The sequence below is a fragment of the Ureibacillus sp. 179-F W5.1 NHS genome (genome assembly GCF_045369345.1).
GTDB classification, from domain to species: domain Bacteria; phylum Bacillota; class Bacilli; order Bacillales_A; family Planococcaceae; genus Ureibacillus; species Ureibacillus halotolerans.
Map to the genome: position 1 here is coordinate 111,468 of NZ_JBIQFG010000004.1, position 24,706 is coordinate 136,173.

The 24,706-nt window shown below is 36.3% G+C and carries 24 protein-coding genes; 22 read left to right on the plus strand and 2 right to left on the minus strand.

Translation table 11 applies throughout. From position 1 onward, the window contains the following. The first annotated feature begins 22 nt into the window (after positions 1-22). From ACH0B5_RS03750 to trhA, 19 genes are all read left to right on the plus strand, one after another. Complete coding sequence (locus tag ACH0B5_RS03750) at positions 23-1,081, plus strand: P1 family peptidase (RefSeq protein WP_341362397.1); 1,059 nt, start codon at positions 23-25, stop codon at positions 1,079-1,081. Positions 1,082-1,414: 333 nt separating this feature from the next. Next, complete coding sequence (locus ACH0B5_RS03755) at positions 1,415-2,098, plus strand: M15 family metallopeptidase (RefSeq protein WP_406927407.1); 684 nt, start codon at positions 1,415-1,417, stop codon at positions 2,096-2,098. Continuing rightward, positions 2,095-2,889 carry a M55 family metallopeptidase gene (locus ACH0B5_RS03760; RefSeq protein ID WP_406927408.1) on the plus strand — a complete coding sequence of 265 codons (795 nt, stop codon included), beginning with the start codon at positions 2,095-2,097 and terminating at the stop codon, positions 2,887-2,889. Before ACH0B5_RS03755 ends, ACH0B5_RS03760 begins: the two co-directional genes overlap by 4 nt. Before the next feature lie 71 nt (positions 2,890-2,960). Beyond that, positions 2,961-4,028, plus strand: a complete 1,068-nt coding sequence (locus tag ACH0B5_RS03765) for a dipeptide epimerase (RefSeq protein ID WP_122971622.1) — start codon at positions 2,961-2,963, stop codon at positions 4,026-4,028. 30 nt (positions 4,029-4,058) lie between these two features. Further along, the gene (locus ACH0B5_RS03770; protein ID WP_122971577.1) at positions 4,059-5,894 is read left to right on the plus strand and encodes a peptide ABC transporter substrate-binding protein; all 1,836 of its coding nucleotides are present in this window, start codon (positions 4,059-4,061) and stop codon (positions 5,892-5,894) included. Between the two features lie 112 nt (positions 5,895-6,006). Next, positions 6,007-6,951, plus strand: coding sequence for an ABC transporter permease (locus ACH0B5_RS03775; RefSeq protein ID WP_122971578.1), 945 nt, complete (start codon positions 6,007-6,009; stop codon positions 6,949-6,951). Continuing rightward, the gene (locus tag ACH0B5_RS03780) at positions 6,951-7,925 is read left to right on the plus strand and encodes an ABC transporter permease (protein WP_122971579.1); all 975 of its coding nucleotides are present in this window, start codon (positions 6,951-6,953) and stop codon (positions 7,923-7,925) included. Before ACH0B5_RS03775 ends, ACH0B5_RS03780 begins: the two co-directional genes overlap by 1 nt. 14 nt (positions 7,926-7,939) lie before the next feature. Next, positions 7,940-9,001: an ABC transporter ATP-binding protein gene (locus ACH0B5_RS03785; RefSeq protein ID WP_122971580.1), complete on the plus strand. Its 1,062-nt coding sequence runs from the start codon at positions 7,940-7,942 to the stop codon at positions 8,999-9,001. Further along, complete coding sequence (locus ACH0B5_RS03790) at positions 8,991-9,932, plus strand: ATP-binding cassette domain-containing protein (RefSeq protein ID WP_406927409.1); 942 nt, start codon at positions 8,991-8,993, stop codon at positions 9,930-9,932. The genes ACH0B5_RS03785 and ACH0B5_RS03790 overlap by 11 nt, the downstream gene beginning before the upstream one ends. Positions 9,933-9,935: 3 nt before the next feature. Continuing rightward, a complete protein-coding gene (locus tag ACH0B5_RS03795) occupies positions 9,936-10,868 on the plus strand; it encodes a S66 peptidase family protein (RefSeq protein WP_122971582.1) in 933 nt (310 codons plus the stop codon). Further along, positions 10,868-11,662, plus strand: coding sequence for a serine hydrolase (locus ACH0B5_RS03800; protein WP_341362391.1), 795 nt, complete (start codon positions 10,868-10,870; stop codon positions 11,660-11,662). The genes ACH0B5_RS03795 and ACH0B5_RS03800 overlap by 1 nt, the downstream gene beginning before the upstream one ends. Then, positions 11,659-12,468 (plus strand): C40 family peptidase, encoded by an 810-nt coding sequence (locus ACH0B5_RS03805; protein WP_341362390.1) that lies wholly within the window; start codon positions 11,659-11,661, stop codon positions 12,466-12,468. The genes ACH0B5_RS03800 and ACH0B5_RS03805 overlap by 4 nt, the downstream gene beginning before the upstream one ends. A gap of 386 nt (positions 12,469-12,854) precedes the next feature. Further along, positions 12,855-14,159, plus strand: a complete 1,305-nt coding sequence (locus ACH0B5_RS03810) for an aspartate aminotransferase family protein (RefSeq protein ID WP_406927410.1) — start codon at positions 12,855-12,857, stop codon at positions 14,157-14,159. A 26-nt stretch (positions 14,160-14,185) separates the two neighbouring features. Next, entirely contained in the window at positions 14,186-14,983 is a 798-nt protein-coding gene (locus tag ACH0B5_RS03815; protein WP_122971586.1) for a transporter substrate-binding domain-containing protein, read from the plus strand. A 227-nt stretch (positions 14,984-15,210) separates the two neighbouring features. Then, on the plus strand, positions 15,211-15,867 hold the full coding sequence (locus ACH0B5_RS03820; protein WP_241559292.1) for an amino acid ABC transporter permease: 657 nt from the start codon (positions 15,211-15,213) through the stop codon (positions 15,865-15,867). Continuing rightward, positions 15,860-16,576 (plus strand): amino acid ABC transporter ATP-binding protein, encoded by a 717-nt coding sequence (locus ACH0B5_RS03825; RefSeq protein WP_406927411.1) that lies wholly within the window; start codon positions 15,860-15,862, stop codon positions 16,574-16,576. The genes ACH0B5_RS03820 and ACH0B5_RS03825 overlap by 8 nt, the downstream gene beginning before the upstream one ends. Positions 16,577-16,781: 205 nt before the next feature. Continuing rightward, positions 16,782-17,204: a universal stress protein gene (locus tag ACH0B5_RS03830; protein ID WP_406927412.1), complete on the plus strand. Its 423-nt coding sequence runs from the start codon at positions 16,782-16,784 to the stop codon at positions 17,202-17,204. Between the two features lie 605 nt (positions 17,205-17,809). After that, positions 17,810-19,090 (plus strand): L-lactate MFS transporter, encoded by a 1,281-nt coding sequence (locus tag ACH0B5_RS03835; protein WP_122971590.1) that lies wholly within the window; start codon positions 17,810-17,812, stop codon positions 19,088-19,090. A gap of 318 nt (positions 19,091-19,408) precedes the next feature. Next, positions 19,409-20,050, plus strand: a complete 642-nt coding sequence (trhA, locus tag ACH0B5_RS03840) for a PAQR family membrane homeostasis protein TrhA (protein ID WP_122971591.1) — start codon at positions 19,409-19,411, stop codon at positions 20,048-20,050. 53 nt (positions 20,051-20,103) lie between these two features. Here the strand turns inward: trhA and ACH0B5_RS03845 are convergent, their stop codons facing one another. Beyond that, positions 20,104-20,850 carry a glucose 1-dehydrogenase gene (locus ACH0B5_RS03845; protein WP_122971592.1) on the minus strand — a complete coding sequence of 249 codons (747 nt, stop codon included), beginning with the start codon at positions 20,848-20,850 and terminating at the stop codon, positions 20,104-20,106. A 138-nt stretch (positions 20,851-20,988) separates the two neighbouring features. Next, positions 20,989-21,501: a DUF3231 family protein gene (locus ACH0B5_RS03850; RefSeq protein WP_406927413.1), complete on the minus strand. Its 513-nt coding sequence runs from the start codon at positions 21,499-21,501 to the stop codon at positions 20,989-20,991. Between the two features lie 218 nt (positions 21,502-21,719). Here ACH0B5_RS03850 and ACH0B5_RS03855 point away from each other — a divergent pair, with 218 nt between their 5' ends. The 3 genes from ACH0B5_RS03855 (at position 21,720) to tig (ending at position 24,611) form a co-directional block, all read left to right on the plus strand. Continuing rightward, positions 21,720-21,875, plus strand: coding sequence for an HAAS signaling domain-containing protein (locus ACH0B5_RS03855; RefSeq protein ID WP_406927414.1), 156 nt, complete (start codon positions 21,720-21,722; stop codon positions 21,873-21,875). A 329-nt stretch (positions 21,876-22,204) separates the two neighbouring features. After that, complete coding sequence (locus tag ACH0B5_RS03860) at positions 22,205-23,212, plus strand: tetratricopeptide repeat protein (protein ID WP_406927415.1); 1,008 nt, start codon at positions 22,205-22,207, stop codon at positions 23,210-23,212. Between the two features lie 106 nt (positions 23,213-23,318). Beyond that, positions 23,319-24,611 carry a trigger factor gene (gene tig, locus ACH0B5_RS03865; RefSeq protein WP_122971597.1) on the plus strand — a complete coding sequence of 431 codons (1,293 nt, stop codon included), beginning with the start codon at positions 23,319-23,321 and terminating at the stop codon, positions 24,609-24,611. Positions 24,612-24,706: the final 95 nt, after the last annotated feature.

The window sequence follows — 24,706 nt, forward strand, 5'->3', positions numbered from 1 at the left end:
GTAAGCAAAAAGGAGGGGCAAAATGGGCAAAAAAGTAAGGGAACTAGGAATTAAAATTGGCAAGTTACCTGTAGGTAAGAAAAATTGTATTACCGATGTGGTCGGTGTCAAAGTTGGCCACGTGACATTAGATTATCCATTAAATCAGGAGGGGGGATATGCATGTACTGGAGTAACAGCAATTTTACCCCATGGAAATAATTTGTTTCAGCAAAAGGTAACTGCAGCAAGTTACGTCCTAAACGGATTTGGCAAAACGACAGGTCTTGTTCAAGTTAACGAACTAGGGGTCATTGAATCTCCAATTATGTTAACGAATACGTTCGCTGTTCCTGCCGTTACACAAGGTACACTTGAATATATGTTAGAATCTAATCGTGAAATTGGTGTTACGACCGGTACGGTTAATGTTGTTGTCGGAGAGTGTAACGACAGTTATTTGAACTCCATTCGCTCCTTTCCTGTCACACCAGATCATGCGATGGAAGCGATTCTGAACGCATCAACTAAAGTTGCTGAAGAAGGAGCTGTTGGAGCAGGGAAAGGAATGGTTTGTTTCGGTTATAAAGGAGGGATTGGCTCTTCTTCCCGCCTCGTCCATGTTGAAGGAATGAACTGTTCTTATACGGTAGGATGTATCGTATTAAGCAATTTTGGAAGCAGTTCGGAATTTTTAAAAGAACGATACATAAAATCTAGTACCCAGTATTCTTCTACGATTTCACCGACAGATGGATCGATTATAATCGTCCTTGCAACAAATGCTCCTTTAAGTAGCAGGCAACTGACAAGAATTATTAAACGATGTGGTATAGGATTAGGACGAACGGGAAGCCATTTCTCCCATGGAAGTGGAGATATTGTGATTGGTTTTACTACGGCTCATTCCATTCCTCATACAACTGATGGCGTAGTTGAAGTTCGTACACAACTACGTGAGGATCATGCTGTAATGAATTTACTGTTTACAGCAGCTGCAGAGGCAACAGAGGAAGCAATACTTAATTCTCTCTCCCAAGCAGAAACGACAGTAGGACGAAATGGCCATATCGTTCATGCTTATTCATTTGAAGAAAAATAAAAACATTCAAAGTTATTTAAGTATAAATTGCTTAAGTAACTTTTTCTTTTTATCGCAATTATAGAATACTCATTCTGCCCCTTAATAGAAAACTTACATTTCCTACATTTCTTATGGAAAATATTTAATATAACATCCTAGTGAAAGCGCCATTAAAATGGCAAAAATATTATTTTTTACCTAGTAAAAAAATGTAAAGTATGATAGATTTGTTTTTAAATACTGAATAATCTAAATATTTAAATATCTGTGCTACTTATACATAGTGTGAGGTGATGTTTTATTCATCATATGTTTGATCCAATTGTTGAAAATAAGAGATTAATAGATAGTGTGAGCCCGATTATTGTGGACAATAAGGAACAGCTTGTCCAAATCAAAGATGATCATCCAAGGATTTTTACAAAGCCGATGTATTTTGAACAACAAATTTCAGGTAGTTTAGCATCCATTTATTTACGAGAAGGAGTGTATGAAAAGTTACAACATGTCCTTCAACTATTACCTAAAGAGTATAGTTTGATTTTATATGATGGTTTTCGACCGTTTCAGGTACAGCAAAATTTATTCCATCTTTTTTTAAATGAAATAAAAAGAAATAACCCGACATTTTCAGAAAAAGAGATAATAAATGAAACGTTAAAATATGTTGCTTATCCAAGTTTTGAGCCTGATCGAATTTCTCCCCATTTAACGGGCAGTGCCATAGATTTAACTTTAGGGAATGTAAAGGGGGATCCTCTTGATTTAGGCACGGCATTTGATGAATTGAGTGAAAAATCCGTAACCCGTTATTTTGAAGATCATCTAGATGAAAATGTATATGCTTTACAGAATAGAAGGTTGTTGTATAACTGCATGACTGCAGTTGGATTTGCAAACTATTTAGGGGAATGGTGGCATTATGACTACGGAAACATTCAATGGGCAAGACGCATGGGAGAAAAGAAAGCCCAATATGGTGGTGTAGAAGTAACAATTGAAAATAACCTCGTAAAGGAGTTTCGATTTCGATGAAAGTATATATTAGTGCAGATATAGAGGGAATTACTGGAACGACAGCTTGGATTGAAACGGAATTAAATACACCAGATATTCAACCTTTTTTACAGCAAATGACAAAGGAAGTAGAAGCTGCCGTAGAAGGGGCGATTGCGGGTGGAGCGACGGAAATATTGTTAAAAGATGCCCATGATTCTGCGCGGAATTTGGATATTTCCAACTTGCCTGCGAATTGTAAAGTAATTCGAGGGTGGACTGGTGATCCAATGTGTATGGTAACAGGATTAGATGAAAGTTTTGATCGAGCGATATTTATCGGATATCACAGTAAGGGGGGAAGTCATCGAAATCCATTAGCCCATACCCTTGTTGTAAATGCAGATGTAAAAATTAATGGTGAGTACGCTTGCGAATTTCTAATTAATACGTATGCTGCTGCTATACATGGTGTACCAGTTGCCTTTGTTAGTGGAGATGTTGGCCTAACAGAGGAAATTCATTCAGTGAATGAAAACATTGTGACCTTTGCAACAAAAGAAGGAATTGGAAGTGCCACAATCAGTGTTAGTCCAATGGTTACGATTGCTGAAACAAAAAGACTTGTGGAAGAAGCGATGAAAGCCGATCGAGAGTTATTACAAGTAAAGTTGCCAGAGAAGTTTGTCGTTGAAATCATATATCGGGATCATACACGTGCCTATCGTAATTCATTTTATCCGGGCGCTACTTTTAAACCGCACAATACGGTGGAATTTGTAACGGAAGATTATTATGAAGTGTTACGGATTTTACATTTTTTAACGTAATCAATTCTCCATTCCATTTCCCAATAAAGGGATATGAATCCTTTAAAGGTAAATAGTTGAAAGGTGATTTAATGAAAATAAAAGACATAGTAATAGGGGTAGTAGAGGCACCTCTAATCACTCCATTTAAAACGGCTCTTCGAACCGTTTATTATATTCGGAATATTGCGATTTATGTTCATGCAGATGACGGGCAAATAGGAATAGGGGAAGCAGCGCCTACTGCTGTCATTACCGGTGAGACGAATGCGTCCATTACTGAAGCGATTAACGAATATATTAAGCCTGCCATTATCGGAATGGATGTGGAAGACATTTCACAAATTATGGAACGTCTCGACAAAAGCATATACAAAAATACGAGCGCAAAAGCGGCCATCGATATGGCTATTTATGATTTGCTTGCTAAACGTTATCAAGCCCCCCTTTATAAATTATTAGGGGGCTATCGAAAAGAGCTCGTAACAGATATTACGATTAGTGTTAATGAGACAGCAGAAATGGTGAAGGATAGTTTAGAAGCTATCAAACGGGGGTTTCAAATATTAAAAATTAAAGTTGGCAAAGATCCAGCTGGTGATATTGCACGAATCTTAGCCATACGGGATGCGGTAGGTCCGACGATTACATTACGAGTAGATGCCAATCAAGGTTGGACCCCTAAAGAAGCTGTACGAATTATTCGTGCCTTAGAAGATGCAAATGCAAATATTGAACTAGTGGAACAACCGGTTCATTACAGTGATATAGAAGGAATGCAATATGTAACTGCTAACACCATCACTAATATTTTAGCGGATGAAAGTGTTTTTTCTCCAAAGGATGCTATTACGGTGATTGAAAAACGTGCGGCTGACCTTATTAATATTAAATTGATGAAAACTGGAGGGATATACCAGGCGCAAAAAATATGCAACATTGCAGAGGCAAATGGCATTCAATGTATGATCGGTTGCATGTTGGAAACGAAAATTAGTGTCAGCGCGGCAGCTCATTTTGCTGCTTCACAAAAAAATATTACGATGGTCGATTTAGATGGACCTATTCTTTGTGTGAAAGATCCTGTTGCAGGTGGTCCAATATTCAATGGGCAATCCATTTCGATGTTAGATAAGCCTGGAATCGGGTTTTCATTATAAAAAAGAGAAGCAAGAATTGGGAGGGGTAAAATGAAAAAGTTTTGGTTATTATTGTTAGCTGCAATCGTTGCCACATTTTTAGCGGCTTGTAGCGAAGAAGGGGACGAATCTTCTGGTAAAGTATCGGAATACCGTACCGTTTATTCAGGAGAGATTAAAACGTTAAATTACTTAAAAACAGCTGAAGCAAATGAATTTGCAATGTCTGCAAATATCATTGATGGACTAATTGAGTACAATCAATACGGTATTGTCCAACCTAGTTTAGCGGAAAGCTGGTCTTCTAATGAAGACAACACAGTTTGGACATTTAAACTGCGTCAAGGAGTTAAATGGGTTACAAATGAAGGGGAAGAGTATGCAGATGTTGTGGCACAAGACTTTGTGGACGGCTTAAATTATGTCCTTGATGCCAAAAATGAATCGTCAACTGCGTGGATTGCCACTGTTGTAAAAAATGGAGATGCTTTCTACAATGGCGAGATTACGGATTTTTCACAGGTTGGTGTGAAGGCTATTGATGAGTACACTTTAGAGTATACACTTGAAAATCCAACACCTTATTTCCTTTCGATGTTGAACTACGTTTGTTTCTTCCCTGTTAACGGCGAATTTTTAGCTGAAAAAGGGGAAAGTTTCGGTACGACGAAAGAAAATGTCCTTTATAACGGGGCATATATTTTAGATAAATTTGAACCTCAAAATGAGCGCGTCCTAGTAAAAAATGATACGTACTGGGATAAAGAAAATGTGTTCATCGATCGCATTCGCTACAAATATAACAAAGAAGCTGGAACGGTAGCACCTGAATTATTCTTACGTGGTGAGGTTGATTCTGCAGCAATTCCAACTTCTGTTATCGATGAATGGTTTAATGATGAAGAGAAAAAGTCCCAAGTTCGTCAAAGTCAAAATAACTTCTACACTTACTTCTATGCACTGAACTTTGATCCTCAATTTGACGCCCAGTATGAACCAGAAAACTGGAAAGTTGCTGTGAATAATAAAAATTTCCGTAAATCGTTATATCACGCCCTTGACCGAGTTTCAGCAATGTTAACGACAGAGCCATACAACCCTGAAGATATGTTGAATAACACGATTACACCGAAGAACTTTGTCGATGTTGAAGGAGTCGATTATACACAATTAGAACCATTAAAAAATATTTCTAATACAGATTCATTCAATAAAGATTTAGCATTAGAGTTCAAAGAAAAGGCAATGGCAGAATTACAAGGAAAAGCAACGTTCCCTGTAAAAGTGTTAATGCCTTATAATTCCGGCAGTCCTGACTGGGCAAACCGTTCGCAAGTAGTGGAACAACAACTGGAAACATTACTAGGCGCTGATTATATCGATATCATTGTGGAAGCAGGTCCTTCTACTGGATTTTTACAAGAAGTACGTCGCCCAGGTAAATATGCATTATTAGAAGCAAACTGGGGACCAGACTATGCTGACCCAGCTTCGTATACAGATCCATTTACAGAAGGTGGAACGTACAATAAACCAGAACTGGCTGAAGGTTATACAGAATCAAATGGTAAGTCAAAATATCAAAATATGGTTGATGCAGCAAAGGCTGAAATGGATTTAGCAAAACGTTATGAACTATTCGCTCAAGCAGAAGCCTTCCTAATCGAAGAAGCCTTTGTCATTCCTTACGCAGTTGGGGGGACTGGTTATATTGCTTCCAAATTAAATCCATTTGAAGCCCAATACTCCCCATTTGGCGTAACATTAGAGAAATTCAAAGGTCAGAAAGTATTAGAAAAACCGATGAGTAATGAGGAGTATAAAGAAGCTTTAGCTAAATGGGAACAAGAACGGGCAGAAGCATTAGCGGGAGCTGGAGAACAGTAGAGAAACAAAAAGAGAAATTTAGTGGAGAGTGATGACTTAAGGAGATGTCCGGGACCGAATTTGGCATCTCCTTCCTTTCATTCTTCTGTTCATAGCAGGGAGGGGTAAAAGTATGTGGAGGTACTTAGGAAAGCGGTTGTTACAGTCTGTAGTAACCCTTTTTATTATCGTTACGATTGTTTTCTCATTGCTACGCTTAATGCCAGAAGAAGGGTACCTAGGGGCAGCGGCTGATAAAATGACACCGGAGCAACAGGAAGTTTATTTAACGAATTTAGGACTGCGTGATCCATTGATTGTTCAACTAGGTCATTTTTATGGAGATTTACTCCAAGGGGATTTAGGAACTTCGGTTACATATCGCACGGATGTACCAGTCAAAACGATTATTGCTGAAAAAATGATGTACTCCATTTTATTTGGATTAGGAGCGGTTGCTCTTTCACTTCTTGTTGGAGTGCCCCTGGGTATTTTAATGGCCCAAATGAAAGGACGTTGGCTTGATCGTTTAGGAACCGGCTACATTGTGTTTGTCGTAGCAGTACCTGCAGCGGTCTATTATATCTTCATTCAAATGTATGTAACGGATTTATTTAATTTACCAATGTTATTTGATGAATATAATCCAGTTAGCTGGCTATTACCGTTAACTTCAATGGCATTAGCTCCAACCGCATCTTATGCGATGTGGATGAGGCGTTATATGGTAGATGAATTAAACAAAGATTATATAAAACTAGCGCGGGCAAAAGGGGTAAAGGAGCGGACATTAATGTTTAAACATGTTATGCGAAACGCCTTTATTCCAATGGCTCAATATTTACCAGCTACGATTTTATTTACGATCACAGGCTCCATTTATATCGAGTCATTGTACTCTATTCCTGGCATGGGTGGGTTGCTTGTAGATGCGATTCAACGACAGGACAATGCCGTAGTACAAGGGTTAGTATTAATATTCTCGTCCTTAGGGATTATCGGATTGTTCTTAGGTGATTTAGCAATGGCACTTGTAGATCCTCGCATTAAGTTAGGAAAAGGGGAGAGTGTTCGATAATGGGACTATATTCTGAAGAAATTACTAACATATCACAAAAATCTAATGAAAACTTATTTGAATTCGCTGTCGTAGATGAGCAAAAGGCGGAAGAAACCGGTTATTCGAATTATTCATATTGGCGTTCGACGTGGAAATCCTTTTTGAAAAATCGATTAGCTGTTTTTCTGTTAGTCCTTGTTTGTATAATCGTTGCCTTTGTTATCATTCAACCTTATTTACCCTATCAAAAATCACCAACGGAAATTTATATTGATGAGCAAACAAGTTCTCAAGCTCGAAATATTGCCCCTAATAGTGAATTTTGGTTCGGAACAAATTCGATAGGGCAAGATTTATGGTCTCGTATTTGGGCAGGAACACGAACATCCCTTTTCATCGGTTTCGTTGTGGCATTAGTAGAAGTGATTGTAGGGATTACGATTGGTGCGCTTTGGGGCTTTTCCCGAAGACTTGAAGCCCCGATTACCCAAGCATATAACATCGTCGAAAATATTCCGACAACAATCGTTCTTATATTAATGTCATATATTTTAAGACCAAGCATTTCAACAATTATTATTGCCATGTGTATAACCGGATGGGTAGAAATGGCCCGTTTCATTCGAAATCAAATTGTAATTTTACGTGATCGTGAATACAATTTAGCATCAAAATGTTTAGGAACACCGAGTTACCGTATTATTCTTAAAAACCTATTACCTTATTTAATTTCAGTCATTATGCTCCGAATGAGTTTAGCTATTCCATTTGCCATTGGGGCAGAAGTATTTTTAACGTATATCGGATTAGGATTACCAATTAGCGAACCTTCTTTAGGCAATTTAATCAATGAAGGAAGAGTATTAATGATGTCCCCCGATTTACGTTATCAATTGATATTCCCAAGTATTGTTTTAAGTATTATCACGATTTCATTTTATATTATTGGGAACGCCTTTGCAGATGCAGCTGATCCGAAAAACCACGTGTAAAAGGAGGGATACCGATGGAAGAAATTCAAACGAAGTCACGGATTTTATCCATTCAAAATTTAGTTATTCAATTTAAACTGCGTGGTCAAGTATTAACAGCCATTCGTAATATTTCTCTAGATTTATATAAAGGAGAAAGCCTTGCAATTGTAGGTGAATCGGGCTCAGGGAAATCCGTTCTCGTCAAATCAATCATCGGTTTACTAGAGAAAAATGGTTCAGTTGCCCAAGGAAGTATCTTATACAAAGAAGATGATTTAACGAAGTTTTCAACTGAGAAGGATTGGTTAAAAATTCGGGGGAAAGAAATTGCCATGGTAACACAAGACCCAATGACTTCTTTAAATCCATTAAAAACGATAGGAAAGCAAATAGAAGAGTGTGTAATCCTCCATCAAAAATTACAAGGAAAAGAGGCTTATCAACGAACATTGCAATTACTTAAAGACGTAGGAATTCATGATGTGGAAAAAAGGTATAAGCAATATCCCCATGAATTTTCGGGAGGAATGCGTCAACGTATTGTCATTGCGATCGCCATTGCTTGTAATCCGAAAATATTAATTTGTGATGAGCCGACTACAGCCCTTGATGTAACAATTCAAGCGCAAATTTTACAACTGTTGAAAAACTTGCAACAAAAATATGGACTTACAACGATTTATATTACCCATGATTTAGGGGTCGTGGCAAAGGTAGCTGATCGGATTGCGGTAATGTATGCAGGAGATATTATCGAAGTAGGTCAAACCCACGAAGTATTTTTCAATGGCAAACATCCTTATACATGGGCACTTCTATCCTCCCTACCGCAGTTAGGCGCAAAGGGAGAGGAACTTTATTCGATTAAAGGTACACCACCAAACTTATTTAAAGAAATAAAAGGTGATGCCTTTGCACCACGTAATCCTTATGCTTTAAAAATTGATTTTGAAGAACGTCCGCCTTTCTTTAAAGTTAGCGAAACCCACTATGCGAAGACATGGTTACTTCACCCGAATGCACCGAAGGTGGAACTTCCGCAAAACTTGCAAGCATTTTTTGAGGAGGGGAGACGATTTGCCCATGAACACTAAAGAAGTATTACTGGATGTGAAAAATTTAGAAGTCGACTTTGGGAAGGGAAAAAATAAATTCCAAGCGATTGATCAAGTTAGTTTTCAAATATATAAAGGTGAAACCTTTGGGCTTGTAGGGGAATCGGGTTCAGGGAAAACAACAATTGGTCGCTCGATAATGCGAATAAATGAAGTAACTGGCGGCGAAATTTTATTCCATGGAAAGCCGATTAACGGAAAAATATCGAAAGAATGGGATTGGGAAATTACACAAAAAATCCAAATGATTTTCCAAGATCCAATGGCATCGCTGAATGAGCGGGCAAAAGTAGATTACATCATCTCTGAAGGATTAATGAATACAAAACATTATAAGGATGAGGCAGAAAGACAAAAAAAGGTCCATGATGCATTACTGGAAGTAGGGTTGCTGCCTGAGTTTGCTAGCCGTTTTCCCCATGAATTCTCGGGAGGTCAACGTCAACGAATTGGAATTGCCCGCGCACTTATCATGGAACCGGAGTTCATCATTGCTGATGAGCCAATATCTGCTTTGGACGTGTCGATTCGTGCGCAAGTATTAAATTTATTATCTAAATTACAAAAACAAAAAGGGTTAACATATTTGTTTATTGCCCATGACTTATCGATTGTACGATTTATCACCGATCGAACAGCGGTCATTTATAAAGGGAAAATTGTCGAGTTGGCTGAAACGGAAAAGCTTTTTGCTAACCCTATTCATCCTTATACCCGCGCGTTGATATCAGCTGTTCCGGAGCCGAATCCGTATAAAGAGAGGGAAAAGGTGATGGAGGTGTATGACCCATCCCAGCATAACTATGAGTCAAATCCACCTTCCTTTATGGAAATCGAAGAAGGGCATTTTGTATTAGCAAATGATGAGGAAATGGAGCGTTATCGAACAACTTTGGAAATCGAGGTGTAATGGATGAAAATTCCGAAAGGATTAAAAAAAGGGGATACAATTGGACTTGTTGGTGCTTCCAGTGCGACGCCTCCGGAAGTTTTACCGAAGGCGGTTGAAGCTGTTGAAAAACTAGGGTTTAAAGTTGTTGTTGGAGATTCTTGCCGGGAAAGACACGGCTATTTAGCTGGCGTAGATGAACTGCGAGCAAAGGATGTAAACGAGATGTTTAAAAATCCAGATATTGATGGCATATTTTGTATACGAGGAGGTTATGGCGCGACAAAAATTTTACCTCTATTAGACTATGAAATGATTAAAGAGAATCCGAAAGTATTTGTAGGCTATAGTGATGTGACTGCCTTACATATCGCTTTCAATCAACGATGTGAACTCGTCACCTATCATACTCCAATGCCTTCGACGGAATTTGTAAAGCCGGAGATGGATGACTATACATGGAATTCTTTTTTAGAAAACATAACCGAAACTGAACGTGCATCGTTTTTTTTAGAGAATCCATCCAATCAAAGAATGACAACCCTTGTACCAGGTGAAGTCACCGGTCCGTTAATTGGTGGGAATTTAACTTTAGTAACAGCGACCCTAGGTACTCCTTATGAAATTGATACAAGGGGAAAACTTTTATTTTTAGAAGATATTGATGAGTACGAAAGAAGTATCGATCGAATGTTAACCCAGCTAAAGTTGGCAGGAAAATTAGATGACGCGGCAGGAATAATTTTAGGGGCATGGACAAATTGTGGGCCACAAAATCCGAATCATCCAGAACAAAGTCTTCGTTTACAAACGATTTTTGAAGAAATACTCGTACCTAGTAATAAACCAATTTTAATGGATGTCGCGTGTGGTCACTGTTTACCAACGATGTCTTTACCATTAGGTAGAACAGTTCGATTAAATAGCGAGAAAAAAGTAATGGAAGTCATTGGCTAATGGAATATTTACAAGATAGGATTTCCCGATTAATCGATGAAGAATCCTTCGATGTAAAAGTCGTTGTGAAAGATATGGATACGGATAACATTTTATTTGAAAAAGGAATTTATGATGTTTTTTCAAGTGCTAGTCTGATTAAAGTCCCTATTTTAATAGCTGTTCTTGATTACATTGAACAAAGGGATGGATTGTTATATCAAGAACTAACGATCACGAAGGGAAATTGTGTGGATTTTAGTGTGATTACAGAACAAGGTCAAACAAAAAGCACCTTATATGAACTACTCGTTTGGATGATTATAACGAGTGATAATACGGCAACAAACGTCCTCATCGATTTCGTTGGAATGGATAATTTGAATCGTTATTTTAAGAAAATCGGTTTAACAGAAACGTCGGTGAACCGAAAAATGATGGACTTTATCCGAATGGAAAAAGGAATTGATAATGTAACGACGGCAAAGGACATGGCAACCCTTTTTACTCATATTTATCGAAAAACACTTTTATCCGAAACTTATAGCGATTTGGCTATCAACATTTTAAGTCGACAACGAATTCAAGATTCTCTTAAACGATATTTCCTAAATGACGTGAAGATGGCCCATAAAACGGGTAGTTTGGATACAGTAGAACATGATGTTGGCATCGTCTTCCATCCATCAAAAAATTATCTAATCGGAGTGTTTGTGACCAATCATTCGAGTAATGAAAGGGCAAAGCAACTTATTGGTCGGATTTCCAAAACGGTTTATCAGCATTTAATTGGAAATAAGGAGGGGGTTTTATGAAAGGAATCGTAAAGAAAATGATTGCTAGTTTACACGCTGAACCAAATGAGTCCTCTGCGTTGATTGATGAAGTATTATACGGAATGACCGTAGCTATTCTTGAAGAAAAGGAACAAGGATGGGTATTTATACAGACAGAATATCGTTATGAAGGCTTTTGTAAAAAGGAAGATTTATTACTTGTAGATGAAACAAATGAATGGTTATTGGAAGCAAAGCATATCATTCGTCAAAATTTTGCTGACATTTTAAAGGAACCTCGAATTCAAAGTGGGAAATTGATAACTGTTGTTAGGGGTTCGGTTATACGAGTAGTAACAAGTGATGACGATACTGAGTGGGAAAAAGTAGAATTAGCGACCGGGGAAGTTGGTTACACGCGGAAACATTGGCTGCAACCGAAAGTAATACAAAATCTTCTATCAGAGCAACAGTTCCGAGATCAAGTTGTACAATCGGCTTTAAGCTATTTAACAACACCTTATCGATGGGGAGGGAAATCGCCACTAGGAATTGATTGTTCAGGCCTTTGTTCCATGGCATATATGTTAAATGGCGTTCAAATTTATCGAGATGCAAAAATAGTAGACGGTTTTCCAATTAAAGAAATCAACATGGAAAACATTCAAAAAGGGGATTTATTGTATTTCCCAGGGCATATTGGGATGTATATGGGCGATGATTTATATGTTCATTCTTCCCTTGGAGGAAATGAAGTTTCGATTAACAGTTTAAATGAAAATCACCCTCACTTTCGAAAAGATTTAGCAACAACGATTATAGCAGTAGGAAGTTTTTTTGCATGAAAACGAAATGGGAATTTTGGGAAGCATAATGGTCTTTAAAGAGACGGTTATGCTTTTTTATTTTAGAAAAATTTGATAAGACGAAAGATTAACAGATGGCTACATTGTATAAATAAACGGATATTTTATAATGCAGAATATTAATAATTGAATGACAAAGTGAATTAGATCTTTTAATTTGAATGCTATTTCCATTCGAACCTACTCAATGCAATAGTTATGGTTATTATTAAATTTTTGGAATAATTTAACGCATTTTAAAATATAATTTTCATAAAATTAGTTATTGCATATTTATACATATGGGTGTAAAGTATATAAATATTAAATATAGTAATCTCATTCAAAAAATGACTAGTTCAATAGCAAGGAAAGAGGAATACAACATGAGTAATTGGTTGAATTTATATGACTCAATGGGGGATTTTCTAGCTCCGAGTATGGCAAAAGACCATCCAAATATTCCAATAGTAAAAGAAGAAGGTTGTTATTACTACGGAGTGGATGGGAAGAAATATTTAGACTTTACATCAGGGATTGCTGTAACAAATACGGGACATCGCCATCCGAAAATTGTTCAGAGCATTAAAGATGCAGCGGATAATTTAGTACATGGACCATCGGGTGTCATCATGTATGAATCAATCTTAAGACTTTCAGAAGAACTTGGTAAAGTGTTGCCAGGGGATTTAGATTGCTTCTTCTTTGCTAATAGCGGAACGGAAGCGATAGAAGGAGCATTAAAGCTTGCGAAATTTGTAACGGAACGCCCTTATGTTGTATCCTTTACTGGTTGTTTCCATGGCCGCTCGATGGGTGCATTAAGTGTAACAACATCGAAATCGAAATATCGTAAGTTTTTACAACCATCCCATCTTTCTTATCAAATCCCATATGCGGATGTGAAAGGTTGTCCGGAAGGGGAAGATCCTGAAACATATTGTGTGAATCAGCTGGAAAAAGACTTTAATCGACTATTTAAACATCAAGTTACGCCTGAAGAAGTAGCTTGTGTCATTATGGAGCCGATTCTAGGTGAAGGGGGATACATTATTCCTCCAAAAGCATGGGTGAAAAAGGTACGAGAAATTTGTGATGAATATGGGATATTACTTATTTTCGATGAAGTACAAACAGGCTTTGGACGGACAGGTGAATGGTTTGCAGCCCAATATTTTGACGTAACACCGGATATTATGGCTATTGCAAAAGGAATTGCATCAGGACTTCCTTTAAGTGCTACTGTCGCTTCGAAGGAATTGATGAAAAAGTGGCCTTTAGGAATGCATGGAACAACCTTTGGCGGAAACCCCATTGCTTGTTCGGTTGCACTGACTACGTTAGAAATTTTACATGAAGAAAGATTAATAGAAAATTCGAAAGTAATTGGCGCTTATGCAAAAGAACAATTACTTCAGTTGAAAGAAAAATATTCCGTCATTAGTGATGTTCGTTCTGCTGGGTTGATGATTGGGATTGAAATTTCAAATCCTCAAACAGGAGAACTTGATGGACAAGCGGTCATGAAAATTCTTGATTATGCATTAGAAGAAGGAGTCCTGTTCTATCTTTGCGGAAATGTTGGGGAAGTGATTCGGATGATTCCACCCCTTACTGTCACAAAAGAACAAATTGATACGGGATTATCAATGTTAGAAAAAGCTATTCAACGATATATGGAAGAACAATAATTTAACCAACAAAGGAGAGAACAACAATGAAAAATAAAGTATTTTTATTCATGCTTGTATTAGTAATGGGTATTTTAGCAGCTTGTGGTACATCTGATGAAGGGGCGTCATCAAGTTCAACAACAGAAGAAAAAACAGAAGAAGCAAAAGTTTTACGAGTAGGTACATCAGCGGACTATGCGCCATTTGAATATGTTGATACAGCAAAAAGTGATGAAATTATCGGTTTTGATATTGATTTAGCAAACTTAATCGCAGAACGTTTAGGGTATACATTACAATTTACGAATACGGATTTTAATAGTTTAATCCCTGGACTTCAAGCGGATAAATTTGATTTTGTCATTGCTGGAATGACACCGACAGAAGATCGTGATGAAGTGGTAGACTTTTCTGTCCCTTACTATGAAACAGAACAATATTTAGTTACTCCGAAAGATAGTAACATTTCATCTTTAGAAGATTTAAAAGGAAAAGTAGTAGGTGCGCAAGTTTCTTCTATTCAAGAAGATTTGGCTAAAATTTTTGCCGAGGAAAATGGATTTACAGTTGAAAGTCGTAATTTAATTCCTGAAATTATTCAAGAGTTGAAAAATGGTCGTTTCCAAGGTGCGGTGATTGAAAATATCGTTGCTGAAAATTATTTAGCGCAAAACGATGATTTAACTTCATTTCCACTTGAAGTAGAAGATCCGGATTTTAAAGCCGTTGTTTTCCAAGAAGGTAGCGATTTAAAAGCTGAATTCGATGAAGTGATTCAAGTATTAATCGACGAAGGGAAAATTGATGAGCTGAAGAAAAAATGGTTCGTAGTTGAAGAATAATTAGCTTATCCACATCTTTAGTGAAATAAAAAGTCTGATATTACAATCTGCGAGTCTCCTAAGGGAATCGTGAGCCACCAAAAGTATTGCCTCTATATTGTGCCTTTTAAATAATCATTGAAGGTCATTTTAGTGGTAAGGTGGCAACGATTATTCCTTTGGAAAGCGAGCAGATTTTTCGCTTCTAACTATCATAACAATCTAACATGAAGAAAGGGGGACATACGATGTTTGATTTTTCGAAAGTCGTACCCTCTATTCCTTACATATTAGAAGGAATAGGTATTACTTTACAAATAGTTATTTTTGCAACGGTTATCGGTTTGATTCTTGGGATATTACTAGCTCTTTGTAAAATTGGCAGCATTAAGCCGTTAAAATGGTTCGCTGAATTTTATACATCGATCTTCCGTGGTACACCCCTTGTACTACAATTAATGCTCATTTATTATGCGATGCCACAAATTCTTGGGTTTAATATAGAACCAATGCCCGCAGCGATCATCGCCTTTGGATTAAACTCGGGTGCATATATTTCTGAAATTATACGTGCGGGAATAAATGCGGTTGATAAAGGTCAACAAGAGGCAGCAAAGGCACTTGGTGTTCCTTATAGTAAAATGATGAAGGATATTATTTTGCCACAAGCAATGAAAAATATTTTACCTTCATTGATGAATGAATTTATTACGTTAAATAAAGAGTCCGCCATCGTAACGGTTATTGGTGCTTTAGATATTATGCGTCGTGCTTACGTTGTTGGAGGAGACACATTCCGTTATTTAGAACCATTATTAATCGCTGGTATCATCTATTACATTATGACACTAGTATTAACATTCCTTGGAAAAATGATAGAAAAGAGGATGAGACGTAGTGATTAAAATCGAAAACTTAAAAAAGTCATTTGGTAAAAATGACGTATTAAAAGGAATTTCAACTGAAATTAAAGAAAAAGAAGTCATTGCGGTCATCGGTCCTTCTGGATCAGGAAAATCGACGTTTTTACGATGTATTAATCGTTTAGAAGAGCCGACAAGTGGGGAAATTACCGTTGGTGGTACATTAATTACGGAAAAAAATATATTGAAAGTCCGTGAAAATTTAGGGATGGTATTTCAAAATTTCAATTTATTCCCTCATAAAACGGTACTCGAAAACTTAATTTACGCACCGATGAACGTGAAGGGAATGTCAAAAAATAAAGCGGTTGAAACGGCAGAGGATCTTCTTCGTCAAGTAGGCTTGTTTGAAAAACGAAATGAATACCCAAATCGTCTTTCTGGCGGGCAAAAACAACGTGTTGCCATTGCCCGTGCCCTTGCTATGAATCCAACGGTTATGCTTTTTGATGAACCGACTTCTGCATTGGATCCTGAAATGGTAAAAGAAGTGTTAAACGTGATGAAATCACTAGCGGAATCAGGAATGACGATGATTATTGTAACCCACGAAATGGGATTCGCCCGTGAAGTGGCAGATCGTGTTCTATTCCTTGAGGGTGGTTATCTTGTTGAAGATGCCGCACCAGAAGTGTTTTTCAATTCTCCTAAGTCTAATCGAGCTAGAGCCTTTTTAGATAAAGTGCTTTAATAGAATGAGAGTTAAATGAACGAATCGTCAGTTCATCATGGATAACTGACGGTTTTTGATTGGGAAAATACTATAACAAAAAGTAGAGGAGCATATATCAGTTTTTTAAGATGAATTTTATAGCGTTTTTTGCACATCCTAACATTATTCGGTTATGTTTTGAACTAGTCTTTAATGAAGCTTTTTTAAGTATGGAGGACTTCGTATGAGTGGGCAATATCAAAAAATCGCAGTTGCAATAGACTTTTCTGAACTGTCGTTAAAAGCGTTTGAACGAGCAATTAATGTAGCGAATCATTATGGAGCAACATTATTATTAGTTCATGTCGTTGACACGAAATCCTTTGGTTCTATAACAGCATATGATTTAGACTTTGCTGGAAAATTGGTGAAGGAAAGTAATATGAAATTGGAAGAGCTCAAAAGTAAAGCGGAGCAAGCTGGTGTAAGTAAGATAGACGTAGTGGTTAAAGAAGGCTCTTCAAAAGAAGTTTTAATTGAGCTACCTGATGTTGATTTAATTGTTTGCGGGGCGATGGGAACGAATCAAATTGAAAAAATGCTCATCGGATCTGTCGCAGAACGTATTGCTCGGTTTGCTCCGTGTGAAGTACTAATTGTTCGGTAATATTTACATGATTCCTCTTTTTAGGCAGAAGGAATTTCTGCTTAGAAGGAGGTTTTTCTGATTGAACGACAAAAATATTAATAAAAAAATATTCTCGCTAATTTTCATCCATCATTTATTTTTATGGGAATTCAATCGGAAAAATGTTATATAAATATAATAAAGTTAATTCGATAACCAGTGTTTTTATTTTGTTTTTTGTTATGTTGTAGGGAAAAAGGTTATCAAAATTATGTTGATTGATTGAAAACAATTTCTCTTATTTGATAGTTAATTTCTAATTTTTGAATATAAATTCTAAAAGGTGTAATATCTTTGTGAAGGGTAAGAGTGCTTGTGTTATAGGGTTTTGTGATGAGGAAACTTTATACATATCGATAGAAACATTATTATAGAAAAATGAAGGCGTGGATGGTTTTTATCATTTATTCTATGTGGATTTTGCGCTTATTTTATTATTTTCTACTTTTTGCAGAAAAAAACTGTTTTATTCAAATAATTTTTTTTACAAAAACTATTGATTTTCATATTTTGTAAATGTTATCTTGATAAAGTAGTTGTCACAACTTGTTCAAAGTTAGAAAGAAAGGGGTTCAAAGAGAAATATGAAGAAAAATCGATGGTTAATTGCGCTTTCTGCGATTGCAATACATCTTTCGATAGGTGGCGCATACGCCTACAGCGTTTATAAAATTCCGATTACAACGGAAATGGGTTGGAGTGCAACAAATGTCACTGTTGCCTTTACAATTATGATGGGGTTAGCTGGATTTGCAGCTGCACTATTTGGTAAATTAGTAGAAAAAATGGGACCAAGAAAATCAGCTATGATTGCTGCGCTACTATTTGGTGCTGGACAAGCAGGTTCTGGTTTAGCAATCGTAATGGATTCAGTTGTTCTTTATTGGTTAACTTACGGATTGTTAAGTGGTTTAGGTATGGGGATTGGATATATTGCACCTGTATCAACATTAGTAAAATGGTTCCCTGATCGTCGTGGGTTAGCAACAGGGATGGCTGTATTAGGCTTTGGTTCTGGGGCATTAATTACTGCACCGGTTGCAGCAAACTTAATGGAAGGTGTAGGGATTTCTAATACATACTTCATCTTAGGGATTAGCTATTTTGTATTAATGATTTTAGGAGCTTTATATATTGCCCCTCCTGCACAAGGTTATATGCCAGAAGGAATGAAGAAAGCTACTGAAGAAGGAACAAAAGTAGTAAAACAAGATTTATCCCAAATGTCAGCAAAAGAAGCTGTAAAAACAAGACAGTTTTGGATGCTTTGGGCAATGCATTTAGTAAACGTTACTGCCGGAATTATGATGATTTCTGTTGCCTCTCCGATGGCGCAAGAAATTGTCGGACTATCGGTCGCAGGTGCTGCGGCAATGGTTGGTGTAATGGGATTATTTAACGGTGGTGGTCGATTAATTTGGGCAGCAATTTCCGATTATATTGGTCGTCCAAATATATTCGTTATCTTCTTCACAATTCAAGTCATTACATTCGCTGTATTACCATTTACAACAAATGTCTTTTTATTCCAAGCATTTATCTTCCTAGTAGTTAGTTGTTACGGTGGTGGATTCTCTAATTTACCGGCATATGCTAGTGATTTATTTGGAACAAAACAACTAGGTGTTATCCACGGGTACTTATTAACAACTTGGTCACTAGGTGGAATTTTTGGTCCGATTATCGTTAATTCTATAAAGAGTGCATCTGGAAGTTACATTACTGTGTTCTACCTCTTTACTGGATTAATTGCGATATCTTTATTAATTTCTTTATTGCTACGTGCAGACGTAAACAAAAAGAAAAAACTAATGGAACAAAAGAAAAAAGAAACAGTTGGAGATCTCTCAACTACAACATTATAAGAGTGAAAATAAACTACCGAATATTCGTCATATCGCCTTATGACGTTATTCGGTTTTTTTATCGAAAAGGTTGTTATATAACAATGATTCATTTCTTATTTACTGTAATACAGTTTCTCAAAATGTTCAACTTCATTGTCAAAATTGTTTAGAATTCCTGAATGAAAGAGAGATTTTACGTTTGAAATCTAACAAGTGTCATGAACATCTTTTATTAATAAGTTCATAGATTATGACAAATATCATGGAATGAATATTACATCTTATTCTATACAAACTATGTGTATATGGAATAATCAATATAAGAGGTGAAGAAAAGTGGCACAAGCGGTTGCTGTTCAAAGTAGTTATAGTAAGAAAGAAGAGTTGTGGAATGCGATAACCCACGGATTAGGTGCGATATTAGCTATCCCTGCCACGACTTTATTAGTGATGAAAGCACAAAATTCTAGCTCGACTATTGAGCTAATGAGTTACATTATTTTTGGTATTTCGATGTTTTGTTTATATGCAGCATCAACTTTGTATCATTCGTGGCCAACTCATAAAAGTTTGTTGAAAAAATTAGATCATAGTTCCATTTTTCTTTTAATAGCGGGTTCTTATACACCCTTTGCCCTCGTAGCGATTGGTGGTAAATTAGGATGGACGTTGTTTTTCCTTGAATGGATTTTAGCTATTTTAGGCATCATTTTTAAAATGTATTTCGTACATCGTTTCGAACGACTATCCCTTATCATTTATTTAGGGATGGGCTGGCTCGCCATTTTTGTATATGAACCATTATTAAATCATATAACAGGGAATGGTTTTTTAACGTTACTAGCAGGCGGTTTAAGTTATACAGTAGGTACGTATTTTTATAAAAACAAAAGAATTCCATATAATCATGCGATATGGCATGTTTTTGTAATAGGCGGAAGCTTATGTATGTTTTTAACGATTTATTTATTTGTTTAATTTAAAAAAGAGGAGAAGGCTTGCTGCCTAATCCTCTTTTTATTTTAGAAATTTTACTCCTCGTAAATCATTTTTTTCGTCATACCACCGTCTACAGTTAAATTGATTCCTGTTACAAAATCGTTTTGATCATCTGTTAAATAAAAACATGCTCGAGCAATATCTGAGGGTTTTCCTACCCTTCCTGAAAAATGTTGGCGATGATCAATCTCCCTCAACTGTGCATAATCACCGGTTTCAATCCAGCCTGGAGAAATACAATTTACCCGGATGTGATCTGGTGCAAAGGAGCTAGCTAATGCATGGGTTAATGCAACGATACCACCCTTTGTTGCAGCGTAGGATTCAGTATGTGGTTCAGACATAAACGCCCTTGTAGATGCCATCGAAACGATAGCACCGCCATTTTTATTTAAACGCATAAATTTCGCTGCTTCTCTTGAACAGATAAAGACGCTTCGTAAATTTGTGTTAATCACATCGTCCCAAACGTCCATCGAAATATCGTAGGGCGAAATAGGTCTAAAAATACCTGCATTATTAATTAAAATATCAATAGTTCCAAACCTTTCAACTGAAGTGGTCATTAACTGAATGACATCTTGTTCTTTCCGTACATCCGTTGGAATGAAATGGACGGAATAGCCTTTATTCTTTAGATTAGTACTAACTTCTACACCTAATTGTTCATTTATATCCGCTAAAATTACATGAGCGCCAGCTTCAGCGTATCGGGATGCTACTTCTCGTCCAATTCCTTGTGCAGCACCTGTTACGATAACTACCTTATTAAGAAACATATATATTCTCCTTTCTTTTTTACGGTTATTTATTCCATATTCATTGAAAAATGGCAAGTGTTATTACTTGAAAAAAACATACAAAAAAGGATAGAAGACTAGAGAGTAGTTTCTATCCTTACCGTTTTTTCGTTATTCCTATCTTTCATCTTGAGGAGCGATATGAAGGGGAGGAGGTACTAACCATCCTTTACTTTTGTTTAAACGTAATAATTTTGTGGCTAATTGTGCTTTAGCCATGTGAAATTGACCGTACATCGCTGCAATATCTTCCCTAGTGCTTTTTCCCATAGCTGTACTGCAAGCGACTAACCCCGTAGCGACGTTGCCAGATATAATCGCACTAATTTCCGGATCATTATATTTTGCTCCTACAGGGATGTCTTCAAGGCGAGCGTTAGGGCGTTCTGGGGGAACGGGTGGTAATCCAACACCGTTTACTTTTAAAATTTCTGTTAATTGCTTATTTTCTTCTTCCATACCAACAACCGCTTCTTCTACTAACTTCGCTAAATCGCGATCTCCAGTATGGTTATATAAGGTTTGATACATAGCAATCATTCCGTTATTTGTTAAAACATTCGACCAAATTGTAAAAACTTCTCCGTAATGTAGCGGCTCTTCTTTTGGATTTCGACTCATGATTCCCATGGATAACACTCCTTGTTAATACATATTATTTCCTAACTAAAACTAGAGTGGTCAAGAATGAAATTATTATTCATTTTCATAATATTTCCATGGACTATTTTCAGTATAATGAACGGGCTCTTTATATGATTTTCAAATTCGTAAAAAATAAAGGAACTTCTAGAAGAATAGGAGAAATGAATAGAGGGGAAATGAACAATATTAAAGGAGGATTGAGAATGACAGAAGAGGTTTTTTTAAAAAAATTGGAAGCTGAATTAGGTTTGTTAAAGGAGGAAGAACGGAAAAATATTATACGGGATTTTAAGGAATACTTTGCCAACGGAAAGGCAGAAGGGAAAAAAAAGCCGATCCCCCTTTGCAGTTCCAAATGATTGGTATATGTCGTCTGAAAAAGCTGAAAAAGCGGGTTTCCAATGTCAACCTTTACAAGGGTGGTTGCCTATGTTAATTCAAAAACTAGCAAATAAGTTACAATAAAGTAATACAGCTACTTATGAATGGGATGTATTTCATATTCTTAAGTAGCTTTTTAATTCTCTATTGAACAATTAAGTCGTTATTCCCTTCGATTAAAATGATAAAAAGTCGGTTAATACTTGAATAACTTTGGAACTTTTATTGAATGATATTGTTCGTTGAAAAAATAAAAGGTACAATAACTACAATTGTTTGGCAATATTTTCATAGCAGACATCAGGGAGTGAGACGTTTGAAGAAAAAGCAAAAAAAATATACAACATTTGATAATGTCGTAATATTTCCTGGTACAGTCGAAAAATTAATAGCACAAGCTCATGAATTTGTAGAAAACTATCAATATGATTTAGCAAATAAAAATTTTGAAGAAGCATTAAAATATACTGAAGGTGATGAATTAACCCTTAGTGTTTATGCCTATTCATTATATGAAACGAAATCATTTGAAAAAGCAAAAGATGTTTGTGAACGTTTATTAAGTATTGGCCCTACGATGTACCTAGAAGTAATGGAATTATATTTAACTATTTGCATGCAACTGAAACAATTTAAACAGGTTGAGAGTATAATTACTTCTTTATTAGAAGAAGGAGCAATTCCAGAAGAGCAAATTGAAAAATTTGAGCGGTTAAAGGATATAAACGCTAACATAGCGGGAAATGTTGTAAAACAAGAAGAACCTGTAAAAAATCACAACGATGTAGACCCTGAGCTGTTTAATTTAGAACAATTTATGTCTCTTTCACCAAGCAAACAACTAAATACTGTTCACGAATTGACGATGTTAAATATACGACCGATTGTACCTCAATTAAAAGCTATTATCGAAAATGAAAAAACCCATCCTTTTATTAAAAGTATTGTATTAATATTACTTGTAGAGCAACAAGTGGATATTCATTTGACAATAAGTAAGTTCGATAAAGTAATGACAGTCAATCCATCTAAACTGGAGTTACCAACAAAAATGCCGCAATATACTCAAGTATCGAAAGTTGTTGTGGAGAAATTAGAAAAGGAACCTTCCACTTTAGAAATGGTCGAATACTTAATTGCAAAACATTCAATTGTCACATATCCCTTTGAATGGTTGTCTTATGATTCAGAAGATGTTGCGATTAGTTATATCGATTTTGTCAAAACAATGTTTGGTAGTGTTCATGAAATGGATTACGAACTTGTGGAATTTTTGCAAAATCTAGAAAAGTTAACAGAACTACAAGAAGTATGAAAAAAGTTGAAACTCCGTTTATCTATGTTATACTAAAATGGTTGTCAAAATCGTATAAACGAGTGGTTTGTCTAACAATTGTAAACTAATTTTGGAGGTATTATAAATGTCAGCAAAATGGGAAAAACAAGAAGGTAATATTGGTACATTAACAATCGAAGTACCAGCTGAAGAAGTTAACAAAGCTTTAGATAAAGCTTTCGCGAAAGTAGTGAAAGAAATTAACGTACCTGGCTTCCGTAAAGGAAAAATGCCACGTCCAATTTTTGAAAAACGCTTTGGTGTTGAAGCTCTTTATCAAGATGCTTTAGAAATTTTAGTTCCAGATGCATATTCAAATGCAATCGATGAAACAGGTATTGTTCCTGTAGATTATCCAGAAATCGATGGAACTGAAAACTTCGCTAAAGGACAAGATTTCACTTTTACAGCAAAAGTTACAGTTAAACCAGAACCAAAACTTGGTGAATACAAAGGTTTAGAAGTGAAAAAATTAGCAACAGAAGTAACGGATGAAGAAGTTGAAGCTCAAATCCAAGAACAATTAAACCGTAAAGCAGAATTAGAAATTAAAGAAGACGAAGCAATCGTAGAAGGTGATACTGCTGTTATCGATTTCGAAGGTTTCGTTGGTGAAGAAGCGTTCGAAGGTGGAAAAGGTGAAGACTATCCATTAGAAATCGGTTCTGGTTCATTCATTCCAGGATTCGAAGAACAATTAGTAGGTTTAAAAGCTGGAGAATCAAAAGATGTTGTTGTTACATTCCCAGAAGAATATCACGCTGAAGAATTAGCTGGTAAAGAAGCTACATTCAAAGTAACTGTGAAAGAAGTAAAAACAAAAGTTCTTCCAGAATTAAACGACGAATTCGCTAAAGAAATCGATCCTGAAGTTGAATCTTTAGAAGCATTACGTGCGAAATTAAAAGAACAAACTTTAGAGCAAAAGAAAGCTGAAGCAGAAAGTGCTTTACGTGATGAATTAGTAGAAAAAGCAGCTGAAAATGCTGAAATCGATATTCCAGAATCTATGACTCACAATGAAATTCACCGCATGATCGACGAATTCGGTCAACGTTTACAAATGCAAGGTATGACTCTAGACCTTTACTACCAATTCTCAGGTCAAGATGAGCATGCTTTACATGAACAAATGCGTCCAGAAGCTGAAAATCGCGTACGTGTTTCATTAACTTTAGAAGCAATTGCTAAAGCAGAAAACATCGAAGTAACAGAAGAAGATGTTAATGCTGAACTAGAAAAAATGGCAGCACAATTTGGTATGACAAATGACCAAATTATTTCAGCTTTAGGTGGAAATACTGAAATTCTAGAAAACGATATTCGTACACAAAAAACAGTTGAGTTCTTAGTTGAGAACGCAAAAATTACTGAATAATTTCTTGTTTTCTAGTACAATGTAGTTGAATGAATATTGTGACAAGGTACGGCAACTCACCGTACCTTGTTTTAAAACTAGAAATATTCTGAATT